The organism is Lysinibacillus sp. Bpr_S20, assembly GCF_023337835.1.
Lineage (GTDB): Bacteria > Bacillota > Bacilli > Bacillales_A > Planococcaceae > Lysinibacillus.
Map to the genome: position 1 here is coordinate 557347 of NZ_JALNLQ010000003.1, position 23229 is coordinate 580575.

A 23229-nucleotide genomic window follows, 5' to 3' on the forward strand; every position below is an offset into this window, starting at 1 on the left:
TCTCAGCATACCTTATTTTTTTAATACTTCTTTATTTAAAAATGTACGCAAATCTTTTTCTGGTAAGGCACCTTCAAAACGTTGTACCTCTTTACCACCTTCAAAGCGAATGAAAGTTGGTGTTTTTGTGACATTATACTTTTGCCATAATTCATCGTATTCATACACATTTAATTGAGCAATATCAACGCCAAGCTCCTTAGCAATCGGCATTAACTCAGGTGTAAAAGCTTTACAGTGCACGCATATTGGACTGAAAAAATAAGCATTTACATCTTCCCCAGCTTTTATTTTTTTTTCAAGTTCGTCAGGTAACATAATATTTTGGTAATTTTTATCATCCAATTGATCAATTGTTTCTTGTTTTAGTTCTTTGTCGCCATAAAGTTTCTCTGCGTTTTCTAATTTGCTATTGTTCGAGACTTTTGTTAGCACAATAATTACCGCAAATAACAAAACAATTACTGAGCCAATGATTAGTAGTTTTTTCACTTGAATCATGTTCCTCCTTTTTTACACCAAAAAATCCTAGTTTTAGTGTATTCGCGATTGATTATAAAGTGTTTTTAAATCCTAGTAAACTAATTAGTCTTTAAAAATAAGTTTTTTTATAATTCAAACATAAATTGGCCCGAATTTGGGAACATACATATAGAATGCTCAAACGAATGTGGGGTGATGAAATGAAAAACACTTTCCGAAATGTTTTCCAAATCTATAAAAGTGATATCCATAATATCTTAACAAACTGGGTAGTTGCTGTCATTATTGGTGGACTTATTTTTTTACCCTCCCTTTATGCGTGGCTCAATATTTATGCCTCAATGGATCCCTATGCTCATACTGCAAACATGAAAATTGCTATTGTCAATGAAGACTCAGGAGCGAAAGTTAGAGGGGAAGATATTAATGTTGGTAATGAGGTAGTAGACAATTTAAGTACGAATGAAAACTTTACTTGGGAATTTACCTCTCATGACGAAGCCATTGATCAGTTAAAAAACGGTAACTATTTTGCGGTTATTGTTGTCCCTAGTGATTTTTCTGAAAAACTGACCTCTATAATATCGAATGTGCCTACTAAAGCACATATCGATTACTATGTAAATGAAAAAATAAATCCAATCGCACCCAAGATTACAAGTAAAGGTGCTAGCGGCCTGACACAACAAGTATCTAGTGAGTTTATCTCAACTGTCAACGGAACACTTTTTTCTATTTTTAATACGGTCGGTATTGAGATGGAAAAAGAAATTCCAGACTTTAGAAAGTTTGAAGATTACATTTTTACAATTGAACATCACCTCCCAGAAATCACATCATTTTTAGCACAAACTGCCAAAGGCGGGAAAGAAGCCGAGACATTACTGAATCATACGATTACCCAAGTGCCAGAAGTTGAGAAGTTAACAAATGACGGTCTAACAACTATCCATAAAGGTTTAAATTTGGTTAATGAAGCTGATACATTGTTCAACCAATTATCACCTATCGTAAAAAAAGATTTAGAAGCTGTGCAAAATATTGCTCAACGATTTACAGATATAGTAGCGAAGATTCAAAATACTAATGTGGATTCAGCGAAGATTGCTCAAATAAAGGATACGATTACAAATCAGCTGGATGCATCTCGCGAAAAAGTAAATAGTAGCATCCAAACACTTGAAGCACTTCAAAAATTAACACAAGCTGATGCTTCGACTCGTAAACAGCTTCAAAACAAGGTACAAAACATCCTGACAGCGCTACAGCAAAGTAATTCTGAAGACGTTAAAAATTTACTAACGAATAATAAAATAATTGAACAGCTTGAAGCCATACGTGGGGATTTACAGGCAAATCCTAGTTTTACTGATTATTCTTCAAGTTCTTTAACAGCATTAAATCAGCTAAATGCATTATTAACGGACGCCTCAACTAAAGTACAACAGTTAAATAATATTGATGTTGAAACGATAAAAAAAGATCTTGCTGATATTCAAAATGTTGCACAAAATGCTTCCAACAATCTTCAGCAATTCCTTACGCATTATAACGATAAACTAGAGCCACAAATTCATTCGACCATAGCCTCTGCCAAAAATACGTTAACAAATGCGTCAACCATGTTAACAAATGTTAAAAATTTACTACCGCAAGCAACAAATCGTTTATCAAATGCCAAAGATATGTTAGCAAAAGCAAATAAAACAATTGGTACAGTACAAGCAAATTTCCCAGCTTTAAGTACAAAAATTAAGGCTCTTGCAGACAAGCTAAGAACATTAGAAAGTGAAGCTGATATTTCTGAAATCGTTCAATTATTGAAAAACGACGTCAATGCTGAGCGGGATTTCTTCGAGGAGCCTATTAAGCTTCAGGAGCATAGAATGTTCCCAATTGCTAATTATGGAACAGCTATGACACCGTTTTACACTGTGCTTTCCATCTGGGTTGGTTGTTTATTATTAATTTCTCTTTTATCTGTAGATATTCACGGGAAGAATCAATACAGTATTCGTCAAATTTACTTTGGGCGATTATTAACATTTGCAACTTTTTCATTTATTCAAACACTCATTATTACAATAGGAGATATTGTTCTTTTAGATGGATCAATTAGTGCTCCTTACTTCTTTGTTCCATTTGGGCTATTTATTAGCTTAGTGTTTATCACAATTGTCTATACGCTAGTATCTGTCTTCGGAAATGTAGGGAAAGCGTTAGCCATTGTCATGTTAGTACTGCAAATTGCAGGTTCTGGTGGCACATATCCCGTTGAATTACTACCTAAGTTTTTCCAAATAATAAATCCATTTCTCCCTTTTACTTATGCAATTGAAATGATGAGAGAGGCAGTTGGTGGTATTATTTGGACAAAAGTATGGGTTGATCTAGCCTTTTTATCTTTCTTCTGGTTCATTTTCATTCTATTTGGTTTCTTCTTGAAAAAATTACTGAGTGAGAAAATGGAACTTTTCATGAACAAAACACGTGGACTCGATATTTTTCATTGATTTTCACTTGCGCTTCTTATAAATGTTTAAAGGAACGATGTTATAATGGAAGTATTGTAAACATGTAGGAGGCGCTTTTGTTGAAAAAACTACTATCTATTTTTGCTTTGTTGTTATTATTCGTGTTAAGTGCTTGTGGTGAAGAGAAAAAGGTTGAAGAAAATCCAGATGAAGCGCAAAAAGAAGCTTCACATAGTGAACATGCACAAGCTTCTGGAGATATTCAGGAGGAAACTGCATCTGCTGATGTTTTGCCATCGTTTTTAGATAATAAATCCGAAGATATTCGCTTAGTATATCAAATCGCTGGACAATCTACAGACATTTTGAAGTGGATTCCATGCTATTGTGGATGTGGCGAATCAGCTGGGCATAAAAGCAATTTAAACTGCTTTATCCAGGAAAAGCGAAAGGATGGAACAATTATCTGGGATGATCACGGTACCCGTTGTCTCGTTTGCCTAGAAATTGCTGTACAGTCCGCAAAAATGCATAAAGACGGTATGGACCTTAAAGAAATTCGTCAAACCATTGATGAGACATATAAAGAAGGTTACGCAAAACCAACACCGACTGATATGCCCGCTTGATAAAAAACTCATCGTAACGATGAGTTTCAGACTGTCGACAAAAGGAATCGGAGGAGTTCACACTTGATTCCTTTTGTCATTTTTACTTCTTTCATCATGTTTAAAAGTGGTAATTTTCACCTTGATAAAACGTACTCTTTATGTAGAAGTTTATTGGAATTAATTGTAAAAGAAAAAGACTGTAGGCAAACTCTCAAATTTTTTGAGTTTGCCTACAGTATGAATAACTCATCATAACGATGGGTTTTTTGTTATTTAACGAGTTGTAACACTGTTTTAAAATGTGGATGATCTGCACGCTGTAGTAACTCGTATAAAATCATTTCCACGCTTGTTGGTAAAATTCCAAGTGCCTTCATCTTCTCAAGTCCTAACTCTTTATTGGCCTTTGTACGTGACGACACTGCATCTACAACAACTTCAACCTCAAACCCTTGTTCTTTTAGCTGTCGAGCTGTTTGGTAAACACAAATGTGTGTTTCGATACCTGTCACGATAAATTGAGTACGACCGCTTGCCTTCATTGCCTCTACAAACTCTTGCTCCTGCCAAGCACTAAAAGCCATTTTAGCAATAGCTTCCCCTTGCAGATGCTGAGCAATATCCAATGCAGTCCCACCTAAACGACTTGGATTTTGTTCAAGCCATAAAATAGGTACCTCCAATGCTTTCATAGCCTGTACCAGCTTTGCCACATTTTCAATCATCGCTTCACTGTCATCAACAATTGTCGCCAACTTACCTTGGATATCAACGACAACCAAACATGCTTCTTCTATTGTAAACATTCAAAACACCCCTTATCTCCGTATTCATAGTTCATTATACCGAAAGTTATTAAGTTTATCTTCGCTCAACAAACGAAAATGTTTGCATTCTCAGCCATTTCTCATCTATAAACACGAACATTTTATAATTCACCTAATTAAGCAATGTGTAAATCACGAAATATCAACTCATATATCTACAGCTATGTATCTGTTTGTTCGTATTTAAACCTCCATAGCCATTATGAATTTAACTCAATTTTGTTCATTTTGTTGCGAGCCTGTCATTTTTCTGCTTAAATAGTGAGAATTTTATTTTTTCTCTTGAAAATTGGGTTATAATCCAGTAAAGTGCTTTTATCCGCTTTAACGGTCAACTGTTTAGATTAAAATTGAATGGATCGTAAAAGCCTGATAGATTCAACAACCAATTAATAGGGACTTAACCCCCTATGATTAAGATGTAACCTTATAAAACCAAACAAGGAGTGTACCACTTTGACACAACGTGCATACAATTTTAATGCAGGCCCATCTGCACTACCACTAGAAGTATTAGAAAAAGCCCAACAACAATTAGTAAACTTCCGCGACTCAGGCATGTCAATTATGGAAATGAGCCACCGTAGTGCCATTTTCGACGAAGTACATAATGAAGCAATTGCTTTATTGAAAAAGCTTTATGCTATCCCAGAAAACTATGAAGTTCTGTTCCTACAAGGTGGAGCTAGTCTTCAATTTACGATGATACCGATGAACTTCCTACAAGCAGAGCAAAAAGCAAGCTATGTATTATCAGGTTCATGGTCTGAAAAAGCATTCAAAGAAGCTAAATTATTTGGTACGCCTGTAGAAGCGGCTAGTACAAAAGAAAATCAATACCGTAATATCCCTGCTTTAGCAGACATTCAATTCAATGCAGAGGATGCATATTTGCATATCACTTCAAACAATACGATTTACGGTACACAATGGCATGACTTCCCTGAAACAGGAAATGTACCATTAGTTGCGGATATGTCTAGTGATATCCTTTCTAAACCAGTTGACGTAAGTAAATTCGGTCTTATTTATGCAGGGGCTCAAAAAAATCTTGGTCCATCTGGTGTAACAGTAGTTATTATTCGCAAAGATTTACTAGAGAAAGCGAATAAAAATATTCCTACAATGCTAAAATACTCAACGCACGCTGATAGTAACTCTTTATACAATACACCACCTACTTTTGGGATCTATATGTTAGGTGAAGTATTAAAATGGGTAGAATCAAAAGGTGGCGTTGCTGAAATTGCCAAACATAATGAATTAAAAGCAAAAGTAATTTATGATGCTATTGACAATAGCAATGGATTCTATAAAGGCCATGCAACACCTGAAAGCCGTTCTTTAATGAACATCACTTTCCGTGTTGCTGATGAAGAGCTTGAAAAACAATTCCTTGTAGAAGCAAAAGCAGCAGGATTTGTTGGTCTAAATGGACACCGTTCTGTAGGCGGCTGCCGCGCATCTACTTATAACGCTGTACCGTTAGAGGCTTGTGAAGCATTACGTGACTTTATGGTAGCATTCCAACAAAAACATCAATAATAAAAAAAGACGAATGATGATTTCCTCACATCATTCGTCTTTTTTATAGTTGAGGAAAGAAGACAACGAAGCAGCAACATCTTCTTTTTAAGAAAATATTTAAATGCCTAGCGGACATATACCAATCTGTCTCCTTTCAACAAGCATAGATTGTTAGAGTAAGGCCATTAATAACTTTTCCACAATAAAATTAAAAATACTTATATAACAGCATAATTACTATAAAAGGGGTAGTTGCAAGTGAAACCTCACTTGCCCTACCCCTTTCTTCAAATAATGTCATTTCAGATTTTACAAAGATTCACGCTTGCACGCTGGACATTTACCGTAAATCTCAAATTTATGATTTTCAATTTCATAGTCGGGTAGCTTTTCTCCAAGCATTTCCATAGGACAGAGATGTAGCTCCTTAACATTGCCACAATCCATACAAATAAAATGATGGTGATGATGCTCAGACTCACAATGCATACGGAAATTTCGTTCCCCAGATAACTCAGTTTCCTCCAATATTCCTAGCTTCACAAACGTTGCAAGGTTACGATAAATCGTATCGAAACTCATACCAGGAAAATCTTTTTTCAAAACAACTAATAAATCTCGAGCAGTTAAATATTTATCTGTTGCTGCAAACATATCTAATATTAACTCCCGCTTATCTGTTTTTTTAAAGCCGTTTTCTTTTAAAATTTCCCACGCTCTAGAAACATTCAATGCGCTACCTCCTCCCGTTTTGCAGCCATTTTAAATACTATTTTCTTCACTAGTATAACAAGTAATAAAATCAAGATAGAAGTAACGACAATTGTCCCACCAGGTGCTAAATCTAAATAAAAAGCACTGACTAAACCGATTAACACAGCCGCTTCGCCAAAGACAATCGCGTAAATGATTGTTTGCTTAAAGCCCTTTGCAAGTCGCATTGCAGCAGCTACTGGTAACGTCATAAGTGATGATACTAGTAAAATACCTACGATGCGCATACTTGCAGCAATAACAAGCGCTGTAATAATCATAAATAAGAGATGAATCCAACGCGCAGGTAGACCGCTAGCTTTTGCATATTCCTCGTCAAAAGATAAAACAAAAAGCTCCTTAAAAAATACAAACAAAAAGATAATAACGACGGCAGCTATTCCTACAACTACCCATAAATCCTGACGTGATACAGCTGACACTGAACCAAATAAATAGCTCATTAAATCCGTGCTAAAGCCACTTGCAAGCGAGATAAATATAGCACTAATACCAATCCCACCTGACATAATAATAGGAATAGCAAGCTCTTCATAGTGCTTATATAAACGTCTCAGACGCTCAATTAATATCGAACCGCTGACAGAGGCCAGTATGCCTAAGTAAATTGGATTTAACATTGCTAAGGCTGTAACAGATTGACTGATATATAAGCTTCCCGCTATACCTGCCAGTGTTACATGTGACAAGGCATCTGCAATAAGGGAAAGCCTGCGAACGACAATAAAAACACCTAGTAGCGGCGCCAATATGCCAATTAATAGCCCAGAGAAAAAGGCATTTTGTAAAAATTCATAGTTAAAAATTGCTTCAATCATTATGCCTTCTCCTTCTAGTGAATCTTTCTCACAGAATGGCCATACCAAGCATCAAGCGCATCATGAGAAATTGTATCAAATTCATTTTTGTAACCGTGGAAGTGTATCGTTTGATTTAAACATGCCACATGACTGATACGGTTCGACACAGTATCTACATCGTGTGTAACAAGAATCATTGTAATTCCCTGTTCCCGATTCAATTTCGCCAGCATATCATAAAATGACTGCACATTCTCATGATCAATGCCGACAGTTGGCTCATCTAATATTAGTAGCCTCGGTTCACTAACTAATGCTCTTGCAATAAAGACACGCTGTTGTTGCCCACCAGATAACTCACCGATATTACGATTCATAAACGCTTCCATGCCAACAGCTTTCAATGCTTCTAACACTTTTTCTTTTGCATCTCGTCCAGGTCTTTTAAATAGCCCTAATTTTTTGGATAATCCACTTTTCACGACTTCTTGGACTGTTGCTGGAAACCCTGAATTGAAGGCATTCGATTTTTGTGACACATACCCAATCCATTCACGATGCTTAAAAGTCGTACTAGATTCACCAAATAGTTTAATTTCTCCAGACATTGGTTTTAGTAATCCTAAAATAATTTTTAATAATGTAGATTTCCCCGAACCGTTCGGACCAAGAAGTGCTAAAAAATCTCCCTCTTCAACGCGGAAAGAGATATTTTTTAATACTTGAGTATAGTCGTATTGAAATGACACGTTTTCAATGTCAATTAATGACTTTTTCATGTTTATTCTCTTCTTTCTAATTCAAAATCATTACGATTTAACAAGTTGTAAGTATAAAGGAAAGTACAGATTTTGTAAAGAAAATAAAATCATCCCCAAAACGTGTGATTGATTTCCGTTCCGGCTGGGCGCTTTGTTGCTGCCGCTACGCTTTCGCACAGAGCAAAGCTTCCTGGGGGCGTCCGATGAGCCGCTTTTGTTGCTGCCGCTACGTTAACACTACGCTTTCGCACAGAAAACATCCGCTGCGCTGCAGGGTCTCGGGCCAACACGAGGTTGGTCACGAAGGCGTTATCACAGGATGTGATGTTCTTAGCCTTCGTTCCCATATCGCTAATCCCCAAGGAGTCGCCCAGCCTCCACTCCAATCAATGGCATACGTTTTAACAAATGTAATCTACAACTTTTGGTGATGGCCAGAAAATAAGATTGTAATGCGTATTGTTAGGAAAAAAATTTTATTGTGAAGGATTTCATAGCTGTCACGACGTTCACAAGAATGATTTTGTTTTAAAAACTAAACCACTTCAAAAGGAGGATTAGCTTTGAGCATTCAATTTTTACAGCAATTAACACAAAGTAGTGATAAGGAAATTGTTGCAATTGCTCGTTCTGAGGGATTTGAAATTTCTACTTCTGAAGTAAAAAAACTCCGGCCTTATTTGGAGCAATTCTCATTTTCATGGCTCTTTTTAGGTATACCAAAAGATATACTTGTAGAGGTTGAAGCCGTTTTAGGTAGAAAACGTTCTAGACAACTCATTGCATTGTTTACAAAATAATGCGCCTCGTCGTACTTATAGCAAACGCTACATCTACATTTGCTGACTAAATATAAAAGAAGCCCGAAAATCAGTTGCATATGCACTGATTTTCGGGCTGTTTTTATTCTATCCTCTTAGCGCATCGATTAACGCTGGTTGAAACTCTCCATTACGAAGCATTTCAATTTCATGTTTATAAGGAGCCGATTTTGATTTGGCATCACTATTTAAAGCGACAAATGGTGTTTCGAGGATTTTAGGAATTTCCATTAACTGTGGATGATGGACAACATATTTTAATGCATCAAAGCCAATATGACCGAAGCCAATATTTTCGTGACGGTCTTTTCCTGCACCACGAACATTTTTTGAATCATTGATATGAAGGACTTTGATACGATCAACACCTATTAATTTATCAAACTCATTTAAGACGCCGTCAAAGTCTTCTACAATATTATAACCAGCGTCATGAGTATGACATGTATCAAAGCATACTGAAAGACGCTCATTATGTGTTACACCATCTATAATTTTAGCAAGCTCTTCAAAGGAACGACCGCATTCAGTTCCTTTCCCTGCCATTGTCTCTAATGCGATTTGTACAGGATAATCCTGTGACAACACTTCGTTTAAACCTTCAATAATCTTGGCAATACCTGCGTCTGCTCCCGCACCTACATGGGCACCTGGATGCAAAACAATTTGTGTTGCTTCCAATGCTGCTGTTCGTTCGATTTCACTTTGTAAAAAATCAACACCTAGACGGAAAGTTTCAGGTTTTTCTGTGTTCGCAATATTAATAATGTATGGAGCATGGACAACAATATTTGTCATCCCATGCTCTTTCATGTGTAATAAACCATTCATAATATTAAGGTCAGCAATTGCCTTACGACGAGTGTTTTGAGGTGCTCCTGTATAAATCATAAAGGTATTAGCCCCATACGAAAGGGCCTCTTTACTTGATCCAAGCAGCATTTCTTTTCCGCTCATTGAAACATGTGATCCAAGTAGCATTTAAATGCCTCCTTATTTTTTACCGCGAGCTTTTAAGCGACGTTCACGTTTTTTAATTTTTTCCATTTCCCATTTCATATTACGCTTGTAGCCTGGTTTTACTTTTTTCGGCTTACGTACTAATGCTTTTGCTTTCGCATCGATTTCATTTTCATGCTTCACACGATTTTTACGTGCATGACGTTCTTTTAGTTCCGACCATTCTCCATCTTTTACGTCTTTTTGAACAAAAGGAATGCCCATCTTCTCAACGCGTACTACTGCATCCTCATCTGATGGCTCAAACAATGTAATAGCCGTTCCTTTATTCCCTGCACGCGCTGTACGTCCCACACGGTGAATAAAGAATTCTAAGTCCTCTGGAATTTCGTAGTTAATGACATGTGAAATTCCTTGAATATCAATACCACGTGCTGCAAGATCTGTTGCAACAATATATTGATAATCTAAATCTCGAATTTGCTTCATCATCTTCTTACGATCACGTGGACTTAAGTCACCATGTATTTGACCACAGCGAACCCCATTTTCATTTAAGTAACCTGCAACATGCTCAGCTGTTTTACGTGTGTTCGTAAAAATTACCGCTAAAAATGGATTGATTCCTTCAATGACTTCCAACAAACGTTTGTTACGTGATTTAGATCGCACTGGTACAAGCACAAAGTCAATTCCTTCTGCGACCGGGCGTTTATCGTTCATATGGATATGAACAGGTGCTTCCATATATTTTTTTAAGAAAGGCTGAAGCTTTTCTGGAATTGTTGCTGAGAATACAAACATTTCAAGGTTTTCTGGCATTTGGGAAGCAAAACCATCAATTTCCTCTATAAAGCCCATATCGAAGGCTAAATCTGCCTCGTCAACTACTAAAATTGGCGCCGTATGCACAAATAACGCTTGCTCTGAAACGAGATCACGAATACGTCCTGGCGTTCCGACAACAATTTGTGGTTGTGTTTTTAACTTATCAATGGAGCGTTGTTTGTCCGTACCTCCAATAAATAGTTTTGCTTGAATAGTTGTTCCTTCTATTAATTGATTTAACGCATCAAAAATTTGTTGTGCAAGCTCACGTGTAGGTGATGTAATAACAGCTTGTACTTCTTGCTTATCAGCATTAATTCGTTGCACAATCGGAATTAAAAAACTATGTGTTTTTCCCGTCCCTGTATGCGCTTGCCCGATGGCACTCTTTCCTTTTAAAAGTAGCGGAATGATTTCTTTTTGAATCGGCGTTGGTTCTGTAAAGCCAAGTCTTGCAATTGCGTCCTGCAAAAATGGCTGAAAATTATAATCAGTATATTTTGACATAATTCGTTCCTCCTAACATCTTTCACATTGTATCATGATTCGAACTCCAGGTATATTAACGTCCTATTATCTCAAGCATGAACATCATTTTATATTTTTATTATGGCTGTAGCGAAGCCCTTATCAAAGTTACTCGAAATGCTGTGAATATGCAATAAAAAAAGCGCTCCATCCAAGATAAACGTTACTCCTACTTACATAAAGCAGTAAATCGTAAGACCTCGACATTTCCATTTTGCGAAAGGATTTTCTCTAAGGTGAGCTACTATTATAATAAGTCTAAATACTTTTAGTATGTTCAACATAGCTTTAATACTATTTTGGTCCAGTTTGGAACGCATACTAATAATGAAGAACCGTTGATTTTTCACTGAGAGTGGCGACTCCTACTGAAAGCACCTTTAGGCAGTTGAAAGAAGCTAAGAATTAGTATTTTTTATGTCATTTACCGTTAACTAATGTCTTGAAGAATTACCATATGTTACGATTAAACTGTAAGATACTAGAGGAGGTTGACTTATCATGAAAGCAGCAAGATGGTATAAAGCAAAAGACATCCGAGTAGAAAACATTGAGGAACCAGTAATCTCACCTGGAAAAGTAAAAATTAAAGTACAGTGGACAGGAATTTGTGGTAGTGATCTACATGAATACGCAGCTGGTCCAATCTTCATTCCAGTGGAACAACCTCACTATGTAAGTAAAGATATTGCGCCTATTGTTATGGGCCATGAGTTCTCTGGTGAAGTCGTAGAAATTGGCGAAGGCGTTACAAAGGTACAAGTTGGAGATCCTGTCGTTGTAGAACCTATTCTTGCATGTGGTGAATGTGCCGCTTGTAAAAAAGGAAAGTACAATATTTGTAAGCATCTAGGTTTCCACGGTCTTTCTGGCGGTGGCGGAGGTTTCTCTGAATATACAATGGTAGATGAAAAAATGGTACATAAAATGCCAGAAGGTCTTTCCTATGAACAAGGTGCACTTGTTGAGCCTGCAGCAGTAGCATTACATGCAGTTCGCCAAAGTAAATTAAAGGCTGGTGATACAGCAGCTGTCTTTGGTACTGGGCCAATCGGTCTTCTTGTTATTGAGGCATTGCGTGCAGCTGGAGCAGCCGAAATTTATGCGGTAGAGCTTTCGGCAGAACGTGCTGCTAAAGCATTAGAGCTAGGCGCTACAGCAGTTATTAATCCTAAAGATGAGGATGCAGTAGCTCGTCTACATGAATTAACAAATGGTGGCGTAGATGTTGCATTTGAAGTAACTGGTGTTCCGGTAGTATTACAACAAGCTATTGATTCAACAACATTTGAAGGTGAAACAATTATCGTTTCTATTTGGGAAACTGAAGCTTCTATTCTGCCTAACAATATCGTACTGACAGAGCGTTCTGTAAAAGGTATTATTGCTTATCGCGATATTTTCCCGGCGGTAATGGAATTAATGAAACAAGGCTACTTCCCTGCTGAAAAACTTGTGACGAAACGAATCGCTCTTGATGAAGTCGTTACTGAAGGATTCGAGGCATTAATGAAAGAGCGAAACCATATTAAAATCCTTGTAAATTCTCAAGCATAATGTATATAGAAGCGGGTAGAGAAAGACTAAGAAGCTTTTCTCTACCTGTTTTTTTAAATTATGATTCCCCAACATTCTCATCTTCAACTTACATACAATACAAACCTTTTAATCAATGTAAATCCAAACGCATGTCCGCGTTGGGTAGAGAATGCTTCGTTGTCATGAATAAGGTTTGATCTTTGCTATTCCAACATTACTTTAAACGGTAAACTTCTTATTGATAGACTGGATAAAAAATGATACTATTTATTTGATAATGATTATCACTCACAAGAAAGTAGGTAGATCTCATGAACCTTCATGCGGTTCAATTGGGTGAACAAGTTAAAGTGAAAGATCTACAGCAAATTGACACTCTTTTATGTAAGCGATTAAATGCTTTTGGTATAAAGGAAGGCTGTCAAGTTTGTATGGTCCAAAAAGGATGGTTTTCTGGCGCTTGTATATTGGAATGTCAAGGACAGAAAATCGGACTTAGAAAAAAAGATTTAATGGATATAAAGGTCGAACAAGTATGAGTAGATTAGCTTTAATAGGAAACCCCAATATCGGTAAAACATCATTGTTCAATACGTTGACAAATTCATATGAATACGTTGGCAATTGGAGTGGTGTTACCGTTGAAAAAAAAGTAGGACAAGTAAAAAAACTACAAAAGGAAATTATTGATTTACCTGGTGTATATACACTTAATCCCATTTCAAGAGACGAAAGTGTTGTGACTTCATTTTTACTTGAAGATCAGGTAGATGGAATTTTAAATATTATCGATGCTTCTAATTTCGAACGAAATATGCAATTAACGATAGATATACTTGAATTAAAAAAACCTGTTTACGTTTGTTTAAATATGATAGACGTTGCAAAAAAGAAAGGCATTTCAATTGATGTCGAGAAATTACAGCATTTATTGGGCGTACCTGTTATTCCAATAAGTGCTCGTACTGGGAAAGGTGTCGACGGTATTTATGCCGCGATTCAATCCTCCAATCGTAATCAACAACATTTTATATTAACCTATGATGACCTAATCGAAGAAGGTATCGCAAAAATTGAAACATTGTTACAGCATATTCCTGAGGATCAAAGAAGATGGTGTACCATTCAATTTTTAATGGGCAATGAGGCTGTTGACGCTTATTTCAAGGAAAAAGAATACTTTGAACAGCTTGTTGCAATGAGGGATACTTTAGAGAAACAAATTGGTGAACCTTTAAATAATGCAATTGCTAAAAAACGTGATTTATATATTTCTAACATTTACAGCGAAGTAATTAGACAAGAGAAAAGTGAAACACAATGGTCAGAGAAAGTTGATAAAGTTCTAACACATCCGATTTTAGGTATTCCGATTTTCTTAGCGCTTATGTTTTTAATGTTTCAAGCAACGTTTGCATGGATCGGTACACCGCTTTCTGATTATTTGGACGGCATTGTAGGAGGACCTCTTACAGATGCCGTTACTAAAGGCTTAGAAGCTATTGGTGCTGCCCCTTTTATTATTAATTTAATTTGTGATGGGATTATTGCAGGGGTTGGTGGCGTCTTAGTTTTCATTCCACAAATCTTTGTACTATTTTTCTTTATTTCACTATTAGAGGATTCAGGTTATATGGCGAGAATTGCCGTTGTTATGGATCGCATTATGGAATTTTTCGGCTTAAACGGTAAGGCTTTTATTCCGATGATTGTAAGCTTTGGCTGTAATGTTCCTGGTGTAATGGCTGCAAGAACTATTGAACAACCAAAAGAACGACTATTAACGATACTTGTAGCTCCGTTTATGAGCTGTTCAGCAAGGTTACCTGTATATGCTTTATTTGGTGCAGCATTCTTTACTGCACATCAATCTTTAGTGGTATTCTCTCTATATATCATGGGAATAGTGATAGCGCTTATTGTGACAAAATTACTATCAATGACAATTTTGAAAAATGAAACTTCAGTTTTTATTGTTGAATTACCTGCCTATCATGTACCACAGCTTAAAACACTTTGGCGTTCTACTTGGGAAAAAGGTAAAGGATTTTTCCGCAAAGCTGGTACTATTATCTTTGCTGGTTCCGTTATTATTTGGCTCCTTTCTTATTTCGGACCACAAGGCGCTAATGTTAATATGGATGAAAGTTTCTTAGCAATTATTGGGGGCGCTTTTGGCTTGTTGTTTATCCCACTTGGCTTTGGAACATGGCAAGCTGGGGCATCTCTTATTTCTGGATTCCTAGCAAAAGAAGTAATTGTTTCGACTATGGCGATTATCTATGGCGTAAGTGAAGGTGTCTTATCTTCTACGATGACAACTCATTTTACTGCTTTAAGCGCCTATACATTCTTGGCCTTTGTTTTACTTTATATGCCTTGTTTAGCAACAGTAGGCGCAATAAAAAGGGAAACACAGTCTGTGAAATGGACTTTATTTGCAACACTCTATCCCTTTGTTGTCGCTTATATTATTGCCCTTATGATTTATGGCATCGGGAACTTATTCATGTGAGGTGTAGAGAATGACTTTATTGATTAATATCTTAATCGGTTGCATTATATTTGGCTATGCTGGTATTACTTTATATAAGAGCATTAAGAAACAGAAAAAGGGCAAGTGCGCATCATGCTCATTACAGAAGAGTTGTTCCTCTAACGTCTGTGCCCCGCCTTCTAAACTGAAAGATATTTCCCATAAATAAATTTATAGAAAAATAGAGCGAGGTAATCCCAAATTGTAAATTCAATTGGAGATTACCTCGCTTTTTTGTTTACTCTATAGCCAACGATTTTAAATATTTCATCAAAAAAATGAGCCTTAAACTTTAAATTTATTGATTTCTTCCTTCACAGACACCGCTTCTTCACTTAATGCCCTTGCAACAGCATTAATTTCTTGAAGGGTCGCAGCTTGCTCTTCTATTGTTGAGGCTATTGTTTCAGATTGCTGTGCAGCATAATTAGAAGAAGAGGACATTTCATTGACCGATGCTGCCATTTCTTCAGTACTTGCGGAAATTTGTTGTGTTGAAGCAGACACATCCTCAATCTGAGATGTCATATCAACAATCGCTGTTAAAATACCATCGAATGCATTTTGAGCATTCTGAATAAATGTGACACCCTCATCAACATTCAATACTGTGACATTTACAGCCTTTTCTACTTCCTTCGTTTCTTGCTGTATTAGTGCTATTACATCCACTATTTGATTGGCAGAAGCTTTGGATTCCTCTGCTAATTTGCGTACTTCATCTGCCACAACCGCGAAACCTTTACCATGCTCTCCAGCACGAGCCGCCTCAATCGCAGCATTTAGGGCTAGAAGATTTGTTTGCTCAGTAATCTCCGTAATAACTTTTGTAATATTAACGATTTCAGCTGATTGCGTGCTTAACTTCTTAATACGCTCATTTGTTGTATTTGAAGATTGTTGGATAATCGACATTTGGTTTTCTGCGATATGCAACGTTTTTTCACCATCATTTGCAATAGATTGTGTGTCTACTGCTTTAGAATGAAGCATTTGCGTAGCCTCCGCAATCCGCTGAACACCTTGTGCAGTTTCATCCATTGCTATCGAGCTTTCACGTCCAGTAACAGCTGCTTGGTTATCACTAATTGCCATTTTCTCTACAAGATTTGCAATATCATGGGAGGATTTTGAAATTTCATCTGTACTTGCTGCTAATTCTTCAGCTGCTGATGTTGTATGCTCAACATTTGCCGTCATGCTATGTATTAATGAATGTAAATTAGACTTCATCAAATTAAAAGACTCTGCCAAATCTTTAATTTCATCCTTCGTTCTAACTTCAATATCCTTTTGACATAAATCTCCTTTAGCAATTACCTTTGCTGCAGAAGTTAACTTATTGACAGGAACAACGATGGAACGTACGAATACAACCCCAACTACTATACAAATTAGTAACATGATACAGAACATCCATAAGAACCATTGCTTATTATGATCAATAAGCTTTTCAACATTTGCTAAAGAATTTTGTGTTTCTGTCATGTTTTCTTGTTGAAACAAATCTACTTTGTCATTAATTTCCACTGATGTCGTATCAAATTCAAGCATCATTTTATTCCCTAGCTCAGGCCCGCCTTGAATATAGCCACGAGCCATTTTCTGACCAGTACTATAATACTCATCAAATGCTACTTTAATGGTATCTAATCTTTTCTGGTCTTCCGGATGCATTTTTTTCACTTGCTCCAAATCCCGATAAAAAATTTCGCTATATTTTTCTGCTTGCTCAAATCCATCATCTAAATGATTGAGTGCTCTTGTGGCACTAATATCAGTCAAATACTGTTGAACCTGTACTACTGCTAATTTCATCTCATCTGCAAGTAACGTCGTTTGTAGTGTTTTTTCTTTTATCAATTGTACTTGCTCTAGTTGAGATTTGGCATTTTGTTGTTGAAAAATCCCCATTATTAAAACTAATAATACGATAAGACCAAATGATACTATGCTTCTAACTTTAATTGTCACAGAATACCTCCTAATTTTAACCTCTGCAATTTAAGTCTAGTAAAGGATCATCACCATAGCTCTTAACTATCTTCAAAAATCATCCTTTTCGAAAAAAATGACTTATCAACTCAACATTATACGCTTACAATCGAGCGAAAGAGTGAAAAAATGTGTAGTTTTCAAGAATTTTTTACCACTAATTCACTACATATGAAACAACTAAACCTTACAGGATATTGCGAGATGCATTGACAATGCCCTTGTTATTTAATTGTGGGTGCAGAACGCTAACTTCCCCTTCTGCATATCATATTTATAATCAGGTATGTCATCAATGATCAATTATGCCTCGGCATAATTGCGTCCGGAATCGGCTTTGTGCTAGCACAAAGCACTCCGTCCCGATTCCGTGACATCCGCCGGAGGCTTTAACTTCTTTCAGCGGGTGTTTGGACACACGCTGAATAGTAGCTTAAAATCCACATTCATCTACCACCTATAAAGGTGGGAGACTTCTACTGAAAGAAGTTAAATCACTATCGAAAGGAGATTGTTATGGTATTTAGACCACAGTTCCCGATGTATCCTGGTGGCATGAGAATGCCCATGCAAATGCCCATGCAAATGCCCATGCCAACACCTCCACAAATGTCGCCGCAGTCCTTTTTCCAGCCTGGAGGCTTCCCAAATCCACGAATGCCAGGTGGCTTTCCAATGTCCAGTGGAATAGGATCATTTGGAGGACAAATGCCAATGCCATCCATGCAGGAACCTTCAAAAATCGGTTCTTTTTTACAGCAGGCGAATAACTTATTTAACTCAGCGAAAACATATACGCCTTACATTCAGCAAGCAATGCCTATGGTAAAAAATATTCCGTCACTTTTAAAATTGTATAAAGGCTTTCAAGGTCTTCCTGCTGCAGGAGCTGCCGCAGGGGCTGGAGCAGTAGCAGCTGAAGCAGCGGCTAGTGAAGGAGCAGGTTCTACTAAAAGACGAAAAACGTCTCGACAAAATGGATCATTTACTCCTGCTGACCCACTTCCATCTAAGCCCCGTATTTTCCAGCCGCCTATGTAGATGAAGGTTTCTTTGTATTCGCTGTCCCTGTCCGTTATAATGTAGATAGGTAAGCTTGAAAGGAGTCACAACCATGCAAGTATTAAAAATTAATCCACGTGGCTATTGCTATGGTGTTGTTGATGCGATGGTCATCGCTCGAAACGCCGCACTCGATAAAACATTACCAAGACCTATCTACATTTTAGGTATGATTGTGCATAATAAACATGTCACGGATGCCTTTGAAGCAGATGGCATCATCACATTAGATGGCGAAAATCGTTTAGAAATTATTGAACAAGTTGAAACTGGCACTGTTATTTTCACAGCGCATGGTGTTTCACCTGAAATTCGTGAAATTGCGAAGCGAAAAGGCTTAGTATCCATTGATGCTACATGTCCTGACGTAACAGTTACCCACGATCTAATTCGTGAAAAATCAGCAAATGGCTATGATATTATCTATATCGGTAAAAAAGGCCACCCTGAACCAGAGGGAGCAATTGGCGTTGCACCAGATCATGTTCATTTAGTGCAATCATCCACTGATATTGATGCATTAAATTTAACGAATGATAAATTATTAGTAACGAATCAAACGACGATGAGCCAATGGGATGTCTCTCACTTAATGGATAGTTTAAAAGAGAAATTCCCACATATTGAGGTGCATAAGGAGATTTGCTTGGCAACCCAGGTACGCCAAGAGGCAGTAGCTCAGCAAGCTGGGGAAGCAGATTTACTTATTGTTGTTGGTGACCCAAAATCTAATAACTCGAACCGTTTAACGCAGGTGTCTGTTGAAATTGCAGGAACACCTTCTTATCGAATTGCAGACGTTTCTGAGCTAAATATTGAATGGTTAAGAGGCATTCATTCCGTCGCTGTAACAGCCGGTGCCTCAACGCCTACACCAATCGTAAAAGAGGTTATTTCATTCCTTGAGCAGTTCGATGAAAATGATGAATCAACACATATCATTAATCGTACAGTTACTTTAGATAAAATTTTACCTAAAATTAAAACGCCTAAGCCTGTTGACAAAATTATGCCTTACTAACAAAAAAATCCTGATTGTAAAAATAGACAATCAGGATTTTTCTTTATTTACAAAATAATAATTGACCGGGCGACCAATGCCACCATAATGCACATCCATCGTAATTTCCTCTTGTTTCTCTAAATAATCTAAATATCGTCTTGCTGTGACACGCGCAATCCCTACACCACTGGCTACTTCTTCTGCCGACGCTCCTTCCACAGACTGCAAATAGTGTACAACTTTCTCCAGTGTTGCACGATTAAAACCTTTCGGTAAACTTTTCTCTGACCGTAAAACATTCGATTGCTGAACCTCGTTTTGTCCACCATGATAATGGAATAACTGATCAAGCTCTCCTTGTGTTAACTCACGCTCCGTTTGCATTTGCTTTTTGAAGCGCAAATAATTTTCAAGCGTACCTTGTACTCGTTCAAATGAAAAAGGTTTCATAATATAATCAAAGACGCCAAGATGCAGGACCTGTTTTACAGTTTCCATATCATTAGCAGCGGTTACTGTAATTACGTCTACTGGTAACTTGAGCTCACGAATTTTCCGCAAGCTTGTCACTCCATCCTGCTCTGGCATGAAAATATCCATAAATACTAATCCTGGTTGAAGTTTTTGAATTTGAGCAATCCCTTCAACTCCATTTGAGGCTTGTCCAATTACTTTAAATCCAGCTATCTTTTCAATAAATTGGCGATTAACCTCCCGCACCATTGGATCATCCTCTATTAATAAAACCTTAGTTTGTGTCACTGTCAGTCCTCCATATTCACTGAAGGAAGCTATCTAAGAGAGCTTCGCTGTTCCCTTAGAATTGCTCGCTTCTACTTCCACTATTTAAGTATGATAAAAAGTTATTAAAAAACTCGTTCCTTTATTCGGTTCACTTATGACTTCTATTTCCCCTTTTCCTTTCTGTACAATTTCTTTTATTAAGAAAAGTCCAATGCCTCGACCTTTTTTCTCTTTTGTTGAATAGCCATTATCAAAAATATGCGCCTTGACTTCATTCGTCATCCCTCTGCCATTATCCGTTACTAAGATTGCCAGTACATCCTCATCCTCATCAACTGAAACATGGATTATTTTTTCTTCAATTTGTACATCCCTTAATGCATCAATAGCATTTTCAATTAAGTTACCAAATAAAATAACGAAATCATGTTGATCTAAATTGTTAGGAAATGTTGTCAAACGGCTTTCTCTGTCAATCTCCAGTTGAATTCCCTGTTCTTTTGCGTAGGAAATTTTACTAAGTAAGAGCCCTGAAATATTTTCATTTTTAATGCGTTCATTTAAAAAGTTTGTAATTTCATCGTGTTCTTCTTTTACTTGCGTTAAATAAGAAAGTGCTTGTTCATGGTGTCCCAGCTGCAAAAGACCAGCTATTGTATGTAATTTATTTTTATGCTCATGTGTTTGTACACGTAATGCTTGTACAAACGCCTTAACACCCGTTAATTCCTCTGCAAGCTTCTTCACTTCAGTACGATCCTTAAACATGGCCACAGCGCCGACCGTTTTTCCATTAACTTGTATAGGAATACGATTACTCATAATACTGTGATCATTAATATAGAGCTCACGATTAAAAATGGGTTGATCTAGCTCCAAAATTTCTGGCAATCGTGTATCCGGTAAGACGTTAAAAATTTTCTTCCCTATTAATGTTGACGGTTCTTTGTGAACACCTAAAATTTCACTCGCTTTTTCATTAAATATCGTGATTGTCAAATCATTATCAATGGCAATAATCCCTTCATGCATCGCGTTAAAGGTTTCTGTCCGTTCCACATACATTTTAGCAATTTCGTGTGGCTCAAGCCCAAACATTTGCTTTTTCATATGAAGCCCTAATGTACGAGCCCCCCATGCACTAAAGAAAAGAGACAACAAAATAGTCATCATTAATTCAGTTTGAATAGATTGTAGTAACTCTACAACTGTTAAAACACTGTAGCCTACAACTACGACTCCTATTTGTCTACCTTCTTTACTCATGATTGGGACAAATGCTCGTACCATATCTCCATGTTCACCATGTGCAATGGATGTATAATAATGCTCAGAAAATGCTGCGTTTAAATCTCCTGACTCCGAGACATTTCCGATTTCCCCCGAATTTGGATGTGAATATTTACGTCTTTGCATATCAAGTACAACAATATACTGTGCGCCATTTATATCACGTATTTCTTCCACTACAGGATTAATATGTTTCGTCGCCTCATTAAAATTATTGTTTGTAATGTTAGTTTTCAGCTCAGGAAGCTGTGATACTGTTTTTGCCACAAGTAATGCTTGATTTCCAAGCTTATCCTTTTGTTCATTCATAACAAAGCCTAGCAAAAATGTACCACCTATACTAAAGGAGAGCATGAGAATAAAAAAAGTCAGAGACATAATTTTACTCTTCATCGATAATTTTTGAAATTTCAAGATGTACGCCTCCCTCTTACTATATTTTAGCTTACTCCATATGTTAGAATAACAAAAACATCAGAAAATACGAATAAATTAGGTGTAATAGATGAAAAAATTTATAATTGGAACAATAATAAGCGTATTATTATTAACAATAGCAATAGGTATTCAACAAGATTTACTATTTGCCAAGCCACTTCCCTATGACGATGAGCAAAAAGGCTTGGATACCCAAATTACGATTCATTTAAGTCATGTTGTAGCTGAGAATACACCAAAAGGACAAGCGGCTAGTAAATTCGCCGAGCTTGTCGAGGAAAAAACAAATGGGAAGGTAAAGGTACACGTCTACCCCAACTCCTCTTTGTTTAATGATGAAAATGAATTTCAAGCCTTACAAAATGGCAATGTAGAAATGATTATCCCTACTTTTTCAAAGATGACATCCAATTTACCAAATTGGCAGGTTCTTGATTTACCTTACCTTTTTAATTCGGATGACGAAGTGCATGAGGTACTTACAGGTTCGATTGGGGAACAATTGTTAAATGAGCTTAAACCTTTTCATATAAAAGGTCTAGGCTTTTGGCATAATGGCTTTAAACATATAACCACTATCGATCACCCTATTCACACATTTGAAGACTTAACAGGCTTACGTGTCCGTACAATGCCAAGTAAAACCCTTGAAAAGCAATTCGAGGCTGTTGGGGCTACTTCAATCCCAATTTCCTTTAGCGAGGTTTTTACTGATTTAGAATCGAATGCCATAGATGCGCAGGAAAATACAGCGTCCAATATTTATTCTAAAGGTTTTTATAAAGTACAGAAGCATATGACCTTAACTAAGCATGGCATTTTAGGATACGCTGTTTTAATGAACGAAAATTTCTGGCAATCTTTGCCTACAAAAATTCAAAAGCAAATTATGGAAGCTATGAAAGAAACGACAGACTGGCAATTTAAACAAGCGATTGACATGAACAAGGAAGATTTGCAGAAACTTGAGCAGCAAGATAACTTTGAGGTGTATACGATGAGTGATAAGGAACGCCAACGTTTGAAAGAAAAACTAGCATCTGTCTATGATTTTTATAGAAACAATGTACAAAATAACGATGTCTTATCGGAAATTGAAAAAATTGTTTCCCCTTAAAGTAGTTCTTCTCTGCCCAGTAGCGGGTGGCCATACTTTTGTTCATTAATGATAAAATCCTCACTACAGTGGGGATTTTTTTCTTTTGTATTATAATAGATTCCCAAAATA

General features: G+C 36.9%; 22 protein-coding genes. 11 read left to right on the forward strand and 11 right to left on the reverse strand.

Translation table 11 applies throughout. The annotated features are described in order from the left end of the window. Nucleotides 1-12 precede the first annotated feature (12 nt). A complete protein-coding gene (locus tag MWJ95_RS10815) occupies nt 13-492 on the reverse strand; it encodes a thioredoxin family protein (protein WP_249105513.1) in 480 nt (159 codons plus the stop codon). Nucleotides 493-683: 191 nt separating this feature from the next. Between MWJ95_RS10815 and MWJ95_RS10820 the strand changes: the two genes are divergently transcribed. Then, entirely contained in the window at nt 684-2996 is a 2313-nt protein-coding gene (locus tag MWJ95_RS10820; protein WP_249073549.1) for a YhgE/Pip domain-containing protein, read from the forward strand. Between the two features lie 80 nt (nt 2997-3076). Further along, nucleotides 3077-3586, forward strand: a complete 510-nt coding sequence (locus MWJ95_RS10825; RefSeq protein ID WP_249073548.1) for a PCYCGC domain-containing protein — start codon at nt 3077-3079, stop codon at nt 3584-3586. Between the two features lie 251 nt (nt 3587-3837). Here the strand turns inward: MWJ95_RS10825 and MWJ95_RS10830 are convergent, their stop codons facing one another. After that, nucleotides 3838-4374, reverse strand: a complete 537-nt coding sequence (locus MWJ95_RS10830) for a hydrolase (protein WP_249073547.1) — start codon at nt 4372-4374, stop codon at nt 3838-3840. A gap of 477 nt (nt 4375-4851) precedes the next feature. Here MWJ95_RS10830 and serC point away from each other — a divergent pair, with 477 nt between their 5' ends. Next, a complete protein-coding gene (gene serC, locus MWJ95_RS10835) occupies nt 4852-5940 on the forward strand; it encodes a 3-phosphoserine/phosphohydroxythreonine transaminase (protein ID WP_249105515.1) in 1089 nt (362 codons plus the stop codon). A gap of 291 nt (nt 5941-6231) precedes the next feature. On the opposite strand, the gene MWJ95_RS10840 is transcribed toward serC, so the two are convergent. The 4 genes from MWJ95_RS10840 to MWJ95_RS10855 form a co-directional block, all read right to left on the reverse strand. Then, entirely contained in the window at nt 6232-6654 is a 423-nt protein-coding gene (locus tag MWJ95_RS10840; RefSeq protein WP_249073545.1) for a Fur family transcriptional regulator, read from the reverse strand. Continuing rightward, a complete protein-coding gene (locus MWJ95_RS10845) occupies nt 6651-7514 on the reverse strand; it encodes a metal ABC transporter permease (protein WP_249073544.1) in 864 nt (287 codons plus the stop codon). The genes MWJ95_RS10840 and MWJ95_RS10845 overlap by 4 nt, the downstream gene beginning before the upstream one ends. A 14-nt stretch (nt 7515-7528) precedes the next feature. Continuing rightward, entirely contained in the window at nt 7529-8275 is a 747-nt protein-coding gene (locus tag MWJ95_RS10850; protein ID WP_249073543.1) for a metal ABC transporter ATP-binding protein, read from the reverse strand. Nucleotides 8276-8364: 89 nt separating this feature from the next. Next, nucleotides 8365-8604, reverse strand: coding sequence for a hypothetical protein (locus MWJ95_RS10855; protein WP_249105518.1), 240 nt, complete (start codon nt 8602-8604; stop codon nt 8365-8367). Between the two features lie 216 nt (nt 8605-8820). On the opposite strand from MWJ95_RS10855, the gene MWJ95_RS10860 reads away from it, so the two are divergent. Next, a complete protein-coding gene (locus tag MWJ95_RS10860; RefSeq protein ID WP_249073541.1) occupies nt 8821-9057 on the forward strand; it encodes an endonuclease IV in 237 nt (78 codons plus the stop codon). Nucleotides 9058-9165: 108 nt separating this feature from the next. On the opposite strand, the gene MWJ95_RS10865 is transcribed toward MWJ95_RS10860, so the two are convergent. Both MWJ95_RS10865 and MWJ95_RS10870 read right to left on the reverse strand, forming a co-directional pair. Beyond that, nucleotides 9166-10059, reverse strand: coding sequence for a deoxyribonuclease IV (locus MWJ95_RS10865; RefSeq protein WP_249073540.1), 894 nt, complete (start codon nt 10057-10059; stop codon nt 9166-9168). 12 nt (nt 10060-10071) lie between these two features. Then, nucleotides 10072-11373, reverse strand: a complete 1302-nt coding sequence (locus tag MWJ95_RS10870; protein ID WP_249073539.1) for a DEAD/DEAH box helicase — start codon at nt 11371-11373, stop codon at nt 10072-10074. A gap of 522 nt (nt 11374-11895) precedes the next feature. On the opposite strand from MWJ95_RS10870, the gene MWJ95_RS10875 reads away from it, so the two are divergent. From MWJ95_RS10875 to MWJ95_RS10890, 4 genes are all read left to right on the forward strand, one after another. Continuing rightward, nucleotides 11896-12951: a 2,3-butanediol dehydrogenase gene (locus MWJ95_RS10875; protein ID WP_249073538.1), complete on the forward strand. Its 1056-nt coding sequence runs from the start codon at nt 11896-11898 to the stop codon at nt 12949-12951. A 293-nt stretch (nt 12952-13244) separates the two neighbouring features. Then, complete coding sequence (locus MWJ95_RS10880; protein ID WP_249073537.1) at nt 13245-13472, forward strand: FeoA family protein; 228 nt, start codon at nt 13245-13247, stop codon at nt 13470-13472. Beyond that, nucleotides 13469-15448, forward strand: a complete 1980-nt coding sequence (gene feoB, locus MWJ95_RS10885) for a ferrous iron transport protein B (protein ID WP_249105520.1) — start codon at nt 13469-13471, stop codon at nt 15446-15448. Before MWJ95_RS10880 ends, feoB begins: the two co-directional genes overlap by 4 nt. A gap of 10 nt (nt 15449-15458) precedes the next feature. Further along, nucleotides 15459-15638, forward strand: coding sequence for a FeoB-associated Cys-rich membrane protein (locus MWJ95_RS10890; RefSeq protein WP_249073535.1), 180 nt, complete (start codon nt 15459-15461; stop codon nt 15636-15638). Nucleotides 15639-15754: 116 nt separating this feature from the next. Here the strand turns inward: MWJ95_RS10890 and MWJ95_RS10895 are convergent, their stop codons facing one another. Next, nucleotides 15755-17443 carry a methyl-accepting chemotaxis protein gene (locus tag MWJ95_RS10895; RefSeq protein WP_249105522.1) on the reverse strand — a complete coding sequence of 563 codons (1689 nt, stop codon included), beginning with the start codon at nt 17441-17443 and terminating at the stop codon, nt 15755-15757. A gap of 537 nt (nt 17444-17980) precedes the next feature. Between MWJ95_RS10895 and MWJ95_RS10900 the strand changes: the two genes are divergently transcribed. Both MWJ95_RS10900 and MWJ95_RS10905 read left to right on the forward strand, forming a co-directional pair. Next, nucleotides 17981-18505 carry a YqfQ family protein gene (locus MWJ95_RS10900; RefSeq protein ID WP_249073533.1) on the forward strand — a complete coding sequence of 175 codons (525 nt, stop codon included), beginning with the start codon at nt 17981-17983 and terminating at the stop codon, nt 18503-18505. Nucleotides 18506-18578: 73 nt separating this feature from the next. Then, complete coding sequence (locus MWJ95_RS10905) at nt 18579-19547, forward strand: 4-hydroxy-3-methylbut-2-enyl diphosphate reductase (RefSeq protein WP_249073532.1); 969 nt, start codon at nt 18579-18581, stop codon at nt 19545-19547. Nucleotides 19548-19577: 30 nt separating this feature from the next. On the opposite strand, the gene MWJ95_RS10910 is transcribed toward MWJ95_RS10905, so the two are convergent. Together MWJ95_RS10910 and MWJ95_RS10915 are read right to left on the reverse strand one after the other, a co-directional pair. Next, the gene (locus MWJ95_RS10910; protein WP_308221897.1) at nt 19578-20291 is read right to left on the reverse strand and encodes a response regulator; all 714 of its coding nucleotides are present in this window, start codon (nt 20289-20291) and stop codon (nt 19578-19580) included. A gap of 84 nt (nt 20292-20375) precedes the next feature. Then, nucleotides 20376-21956 carry an ATP-binding protein gene (locus MWJ95_RS10915; RefSeq protein ID WP_481817350.1) on the reverse strand — a complete coding sequence of 527 codons (1581 nt, stop codon included), beginning with the start codon at nt 21954-21956 and terminating at the stop codon, nt 20376-20378. Between the two features lie 112 nt (nt 21957-22068). Here MWJ95_RS10915 and MWJ95_RS10920 point away from each other — a divergent pair, with 112 nt between their 5' ends. After that, nucleotides 22069-23118 (forward strand): TRAP transporter substrate-binding protein, encoded by a 1050-nt coding sequence (locus MWJ95_RS10920; RefSeq protein WP_249073531.1) that lies wholly within the window; start codon nt 22069-22071, stop codon nt 23116-23118. Nucleotides 23119-23229 lie beyond the last annotated feature (111 nt).

Bases quoted from the DNA above. Each gene is read 5' to 3' on its own strand.
- MWJ95_RS10820 (WP_249073549.1), top strand. From the start codon at position 684: ATGAAAAACACTTTCCGAAATGTTTTCCAAATCTATAAAAGTGATATC.
- MWJ95_RS10850 (WP_249073543.1), bottom strand. From the start codon at position 8,275: ATGAAAAAGTCATTAATTGACATTGAAAACGTGTCATTTCAATACGAC.
- MWJ95_RS10900 (WP_249073533.1), top strand. From the start codon at position 17,981: ATGGTATTTAGACCACAGTTCCCGATGTATCCTGGTGGCATGAGAATG.
- MWJ95_RS10865 (WP_249073540.1), bottom strand. From the start codon at position 10,059: ATGCTACTTGGATCACATGTTTCAATGAGCGGAAAAGAAATGCTGCTT.
- MWJ95_RS10905 (WP_249073532.1), top strand. From the start codon at position 18,579: ATGCAAGTATTAAAAATTAATCCACGTGGCTATTGCTATGGTGTTGTT.
- MWJ95_RS10870 (WP_249073539.1), bottom strand. From the start codon at position 11,373: ATGTCAAAATATACTGATTATAATTTTCAGCCATTTTTGCAGGACGCA.
- MWJ95_RS10845 (WP_249073544.1), bottom strand. From the start codon at position 7,514: ATGATTGAAGCAATTTTTAACTATGAATTTTTACAAAATGCCTTTTTC.
- MWJ95_RS10880 (WP_249073537.1), top strand. From the start codon at position 13,245: ATGAACCTTCATGCGGTTCAATTGGGTGAACAAGTTAAAGTGAAAGAT.
- MWJ95_RS10915 (WP_481817350.1), bottom strand. From the start codon at position 21,956: ATGAAGAGTAAAATTATGTCTCTGACTTTTTTTATTCTCATGCTCTCC.
- feoB (WP_249105520.1), top strand. From the start codon at position 13,469: ATGAGTAGATTAGCTTTAATAGGAAACCCCAATATCGGTAAAACATCA.
- MWJ95_RS10920 (WP_249073531.1), top strand. From the start codon at position 22,069: ATGAAAAAATTTATAATTGGAACAATAATAAGCGTATTATTATTAACA.
- MWJ95_RS10890 (WP_249073535.1), top strand. From the start codon at position 15,459: ATGACTTTATTGATTAATATCTTAATCGGTTGCATTATATTTGGCTAT.
- MWJ95_RS10855 (WP_249105518.1), bottom strand. From the start codon at position 8,604: ATGGGAACGAAGGCTAAGAACATCACATCCTGTGATAACGCCTTCGTG.
- MWJ95_RS10830 (WP_249073547.1), bottom strand. From the start codon at position 4,374: ATGTTTACAATAGAAGAAGCATGTTTGGTTGTCGTTGATATCCAAGGT.
- MWJ95_RS10875 (WP_249073538.1), top strand. From the start codon at position 11,896: ATGAAAGCAGCAAGATGGTATAAAGCAAAAGACATCCGAGTAGAAAAC.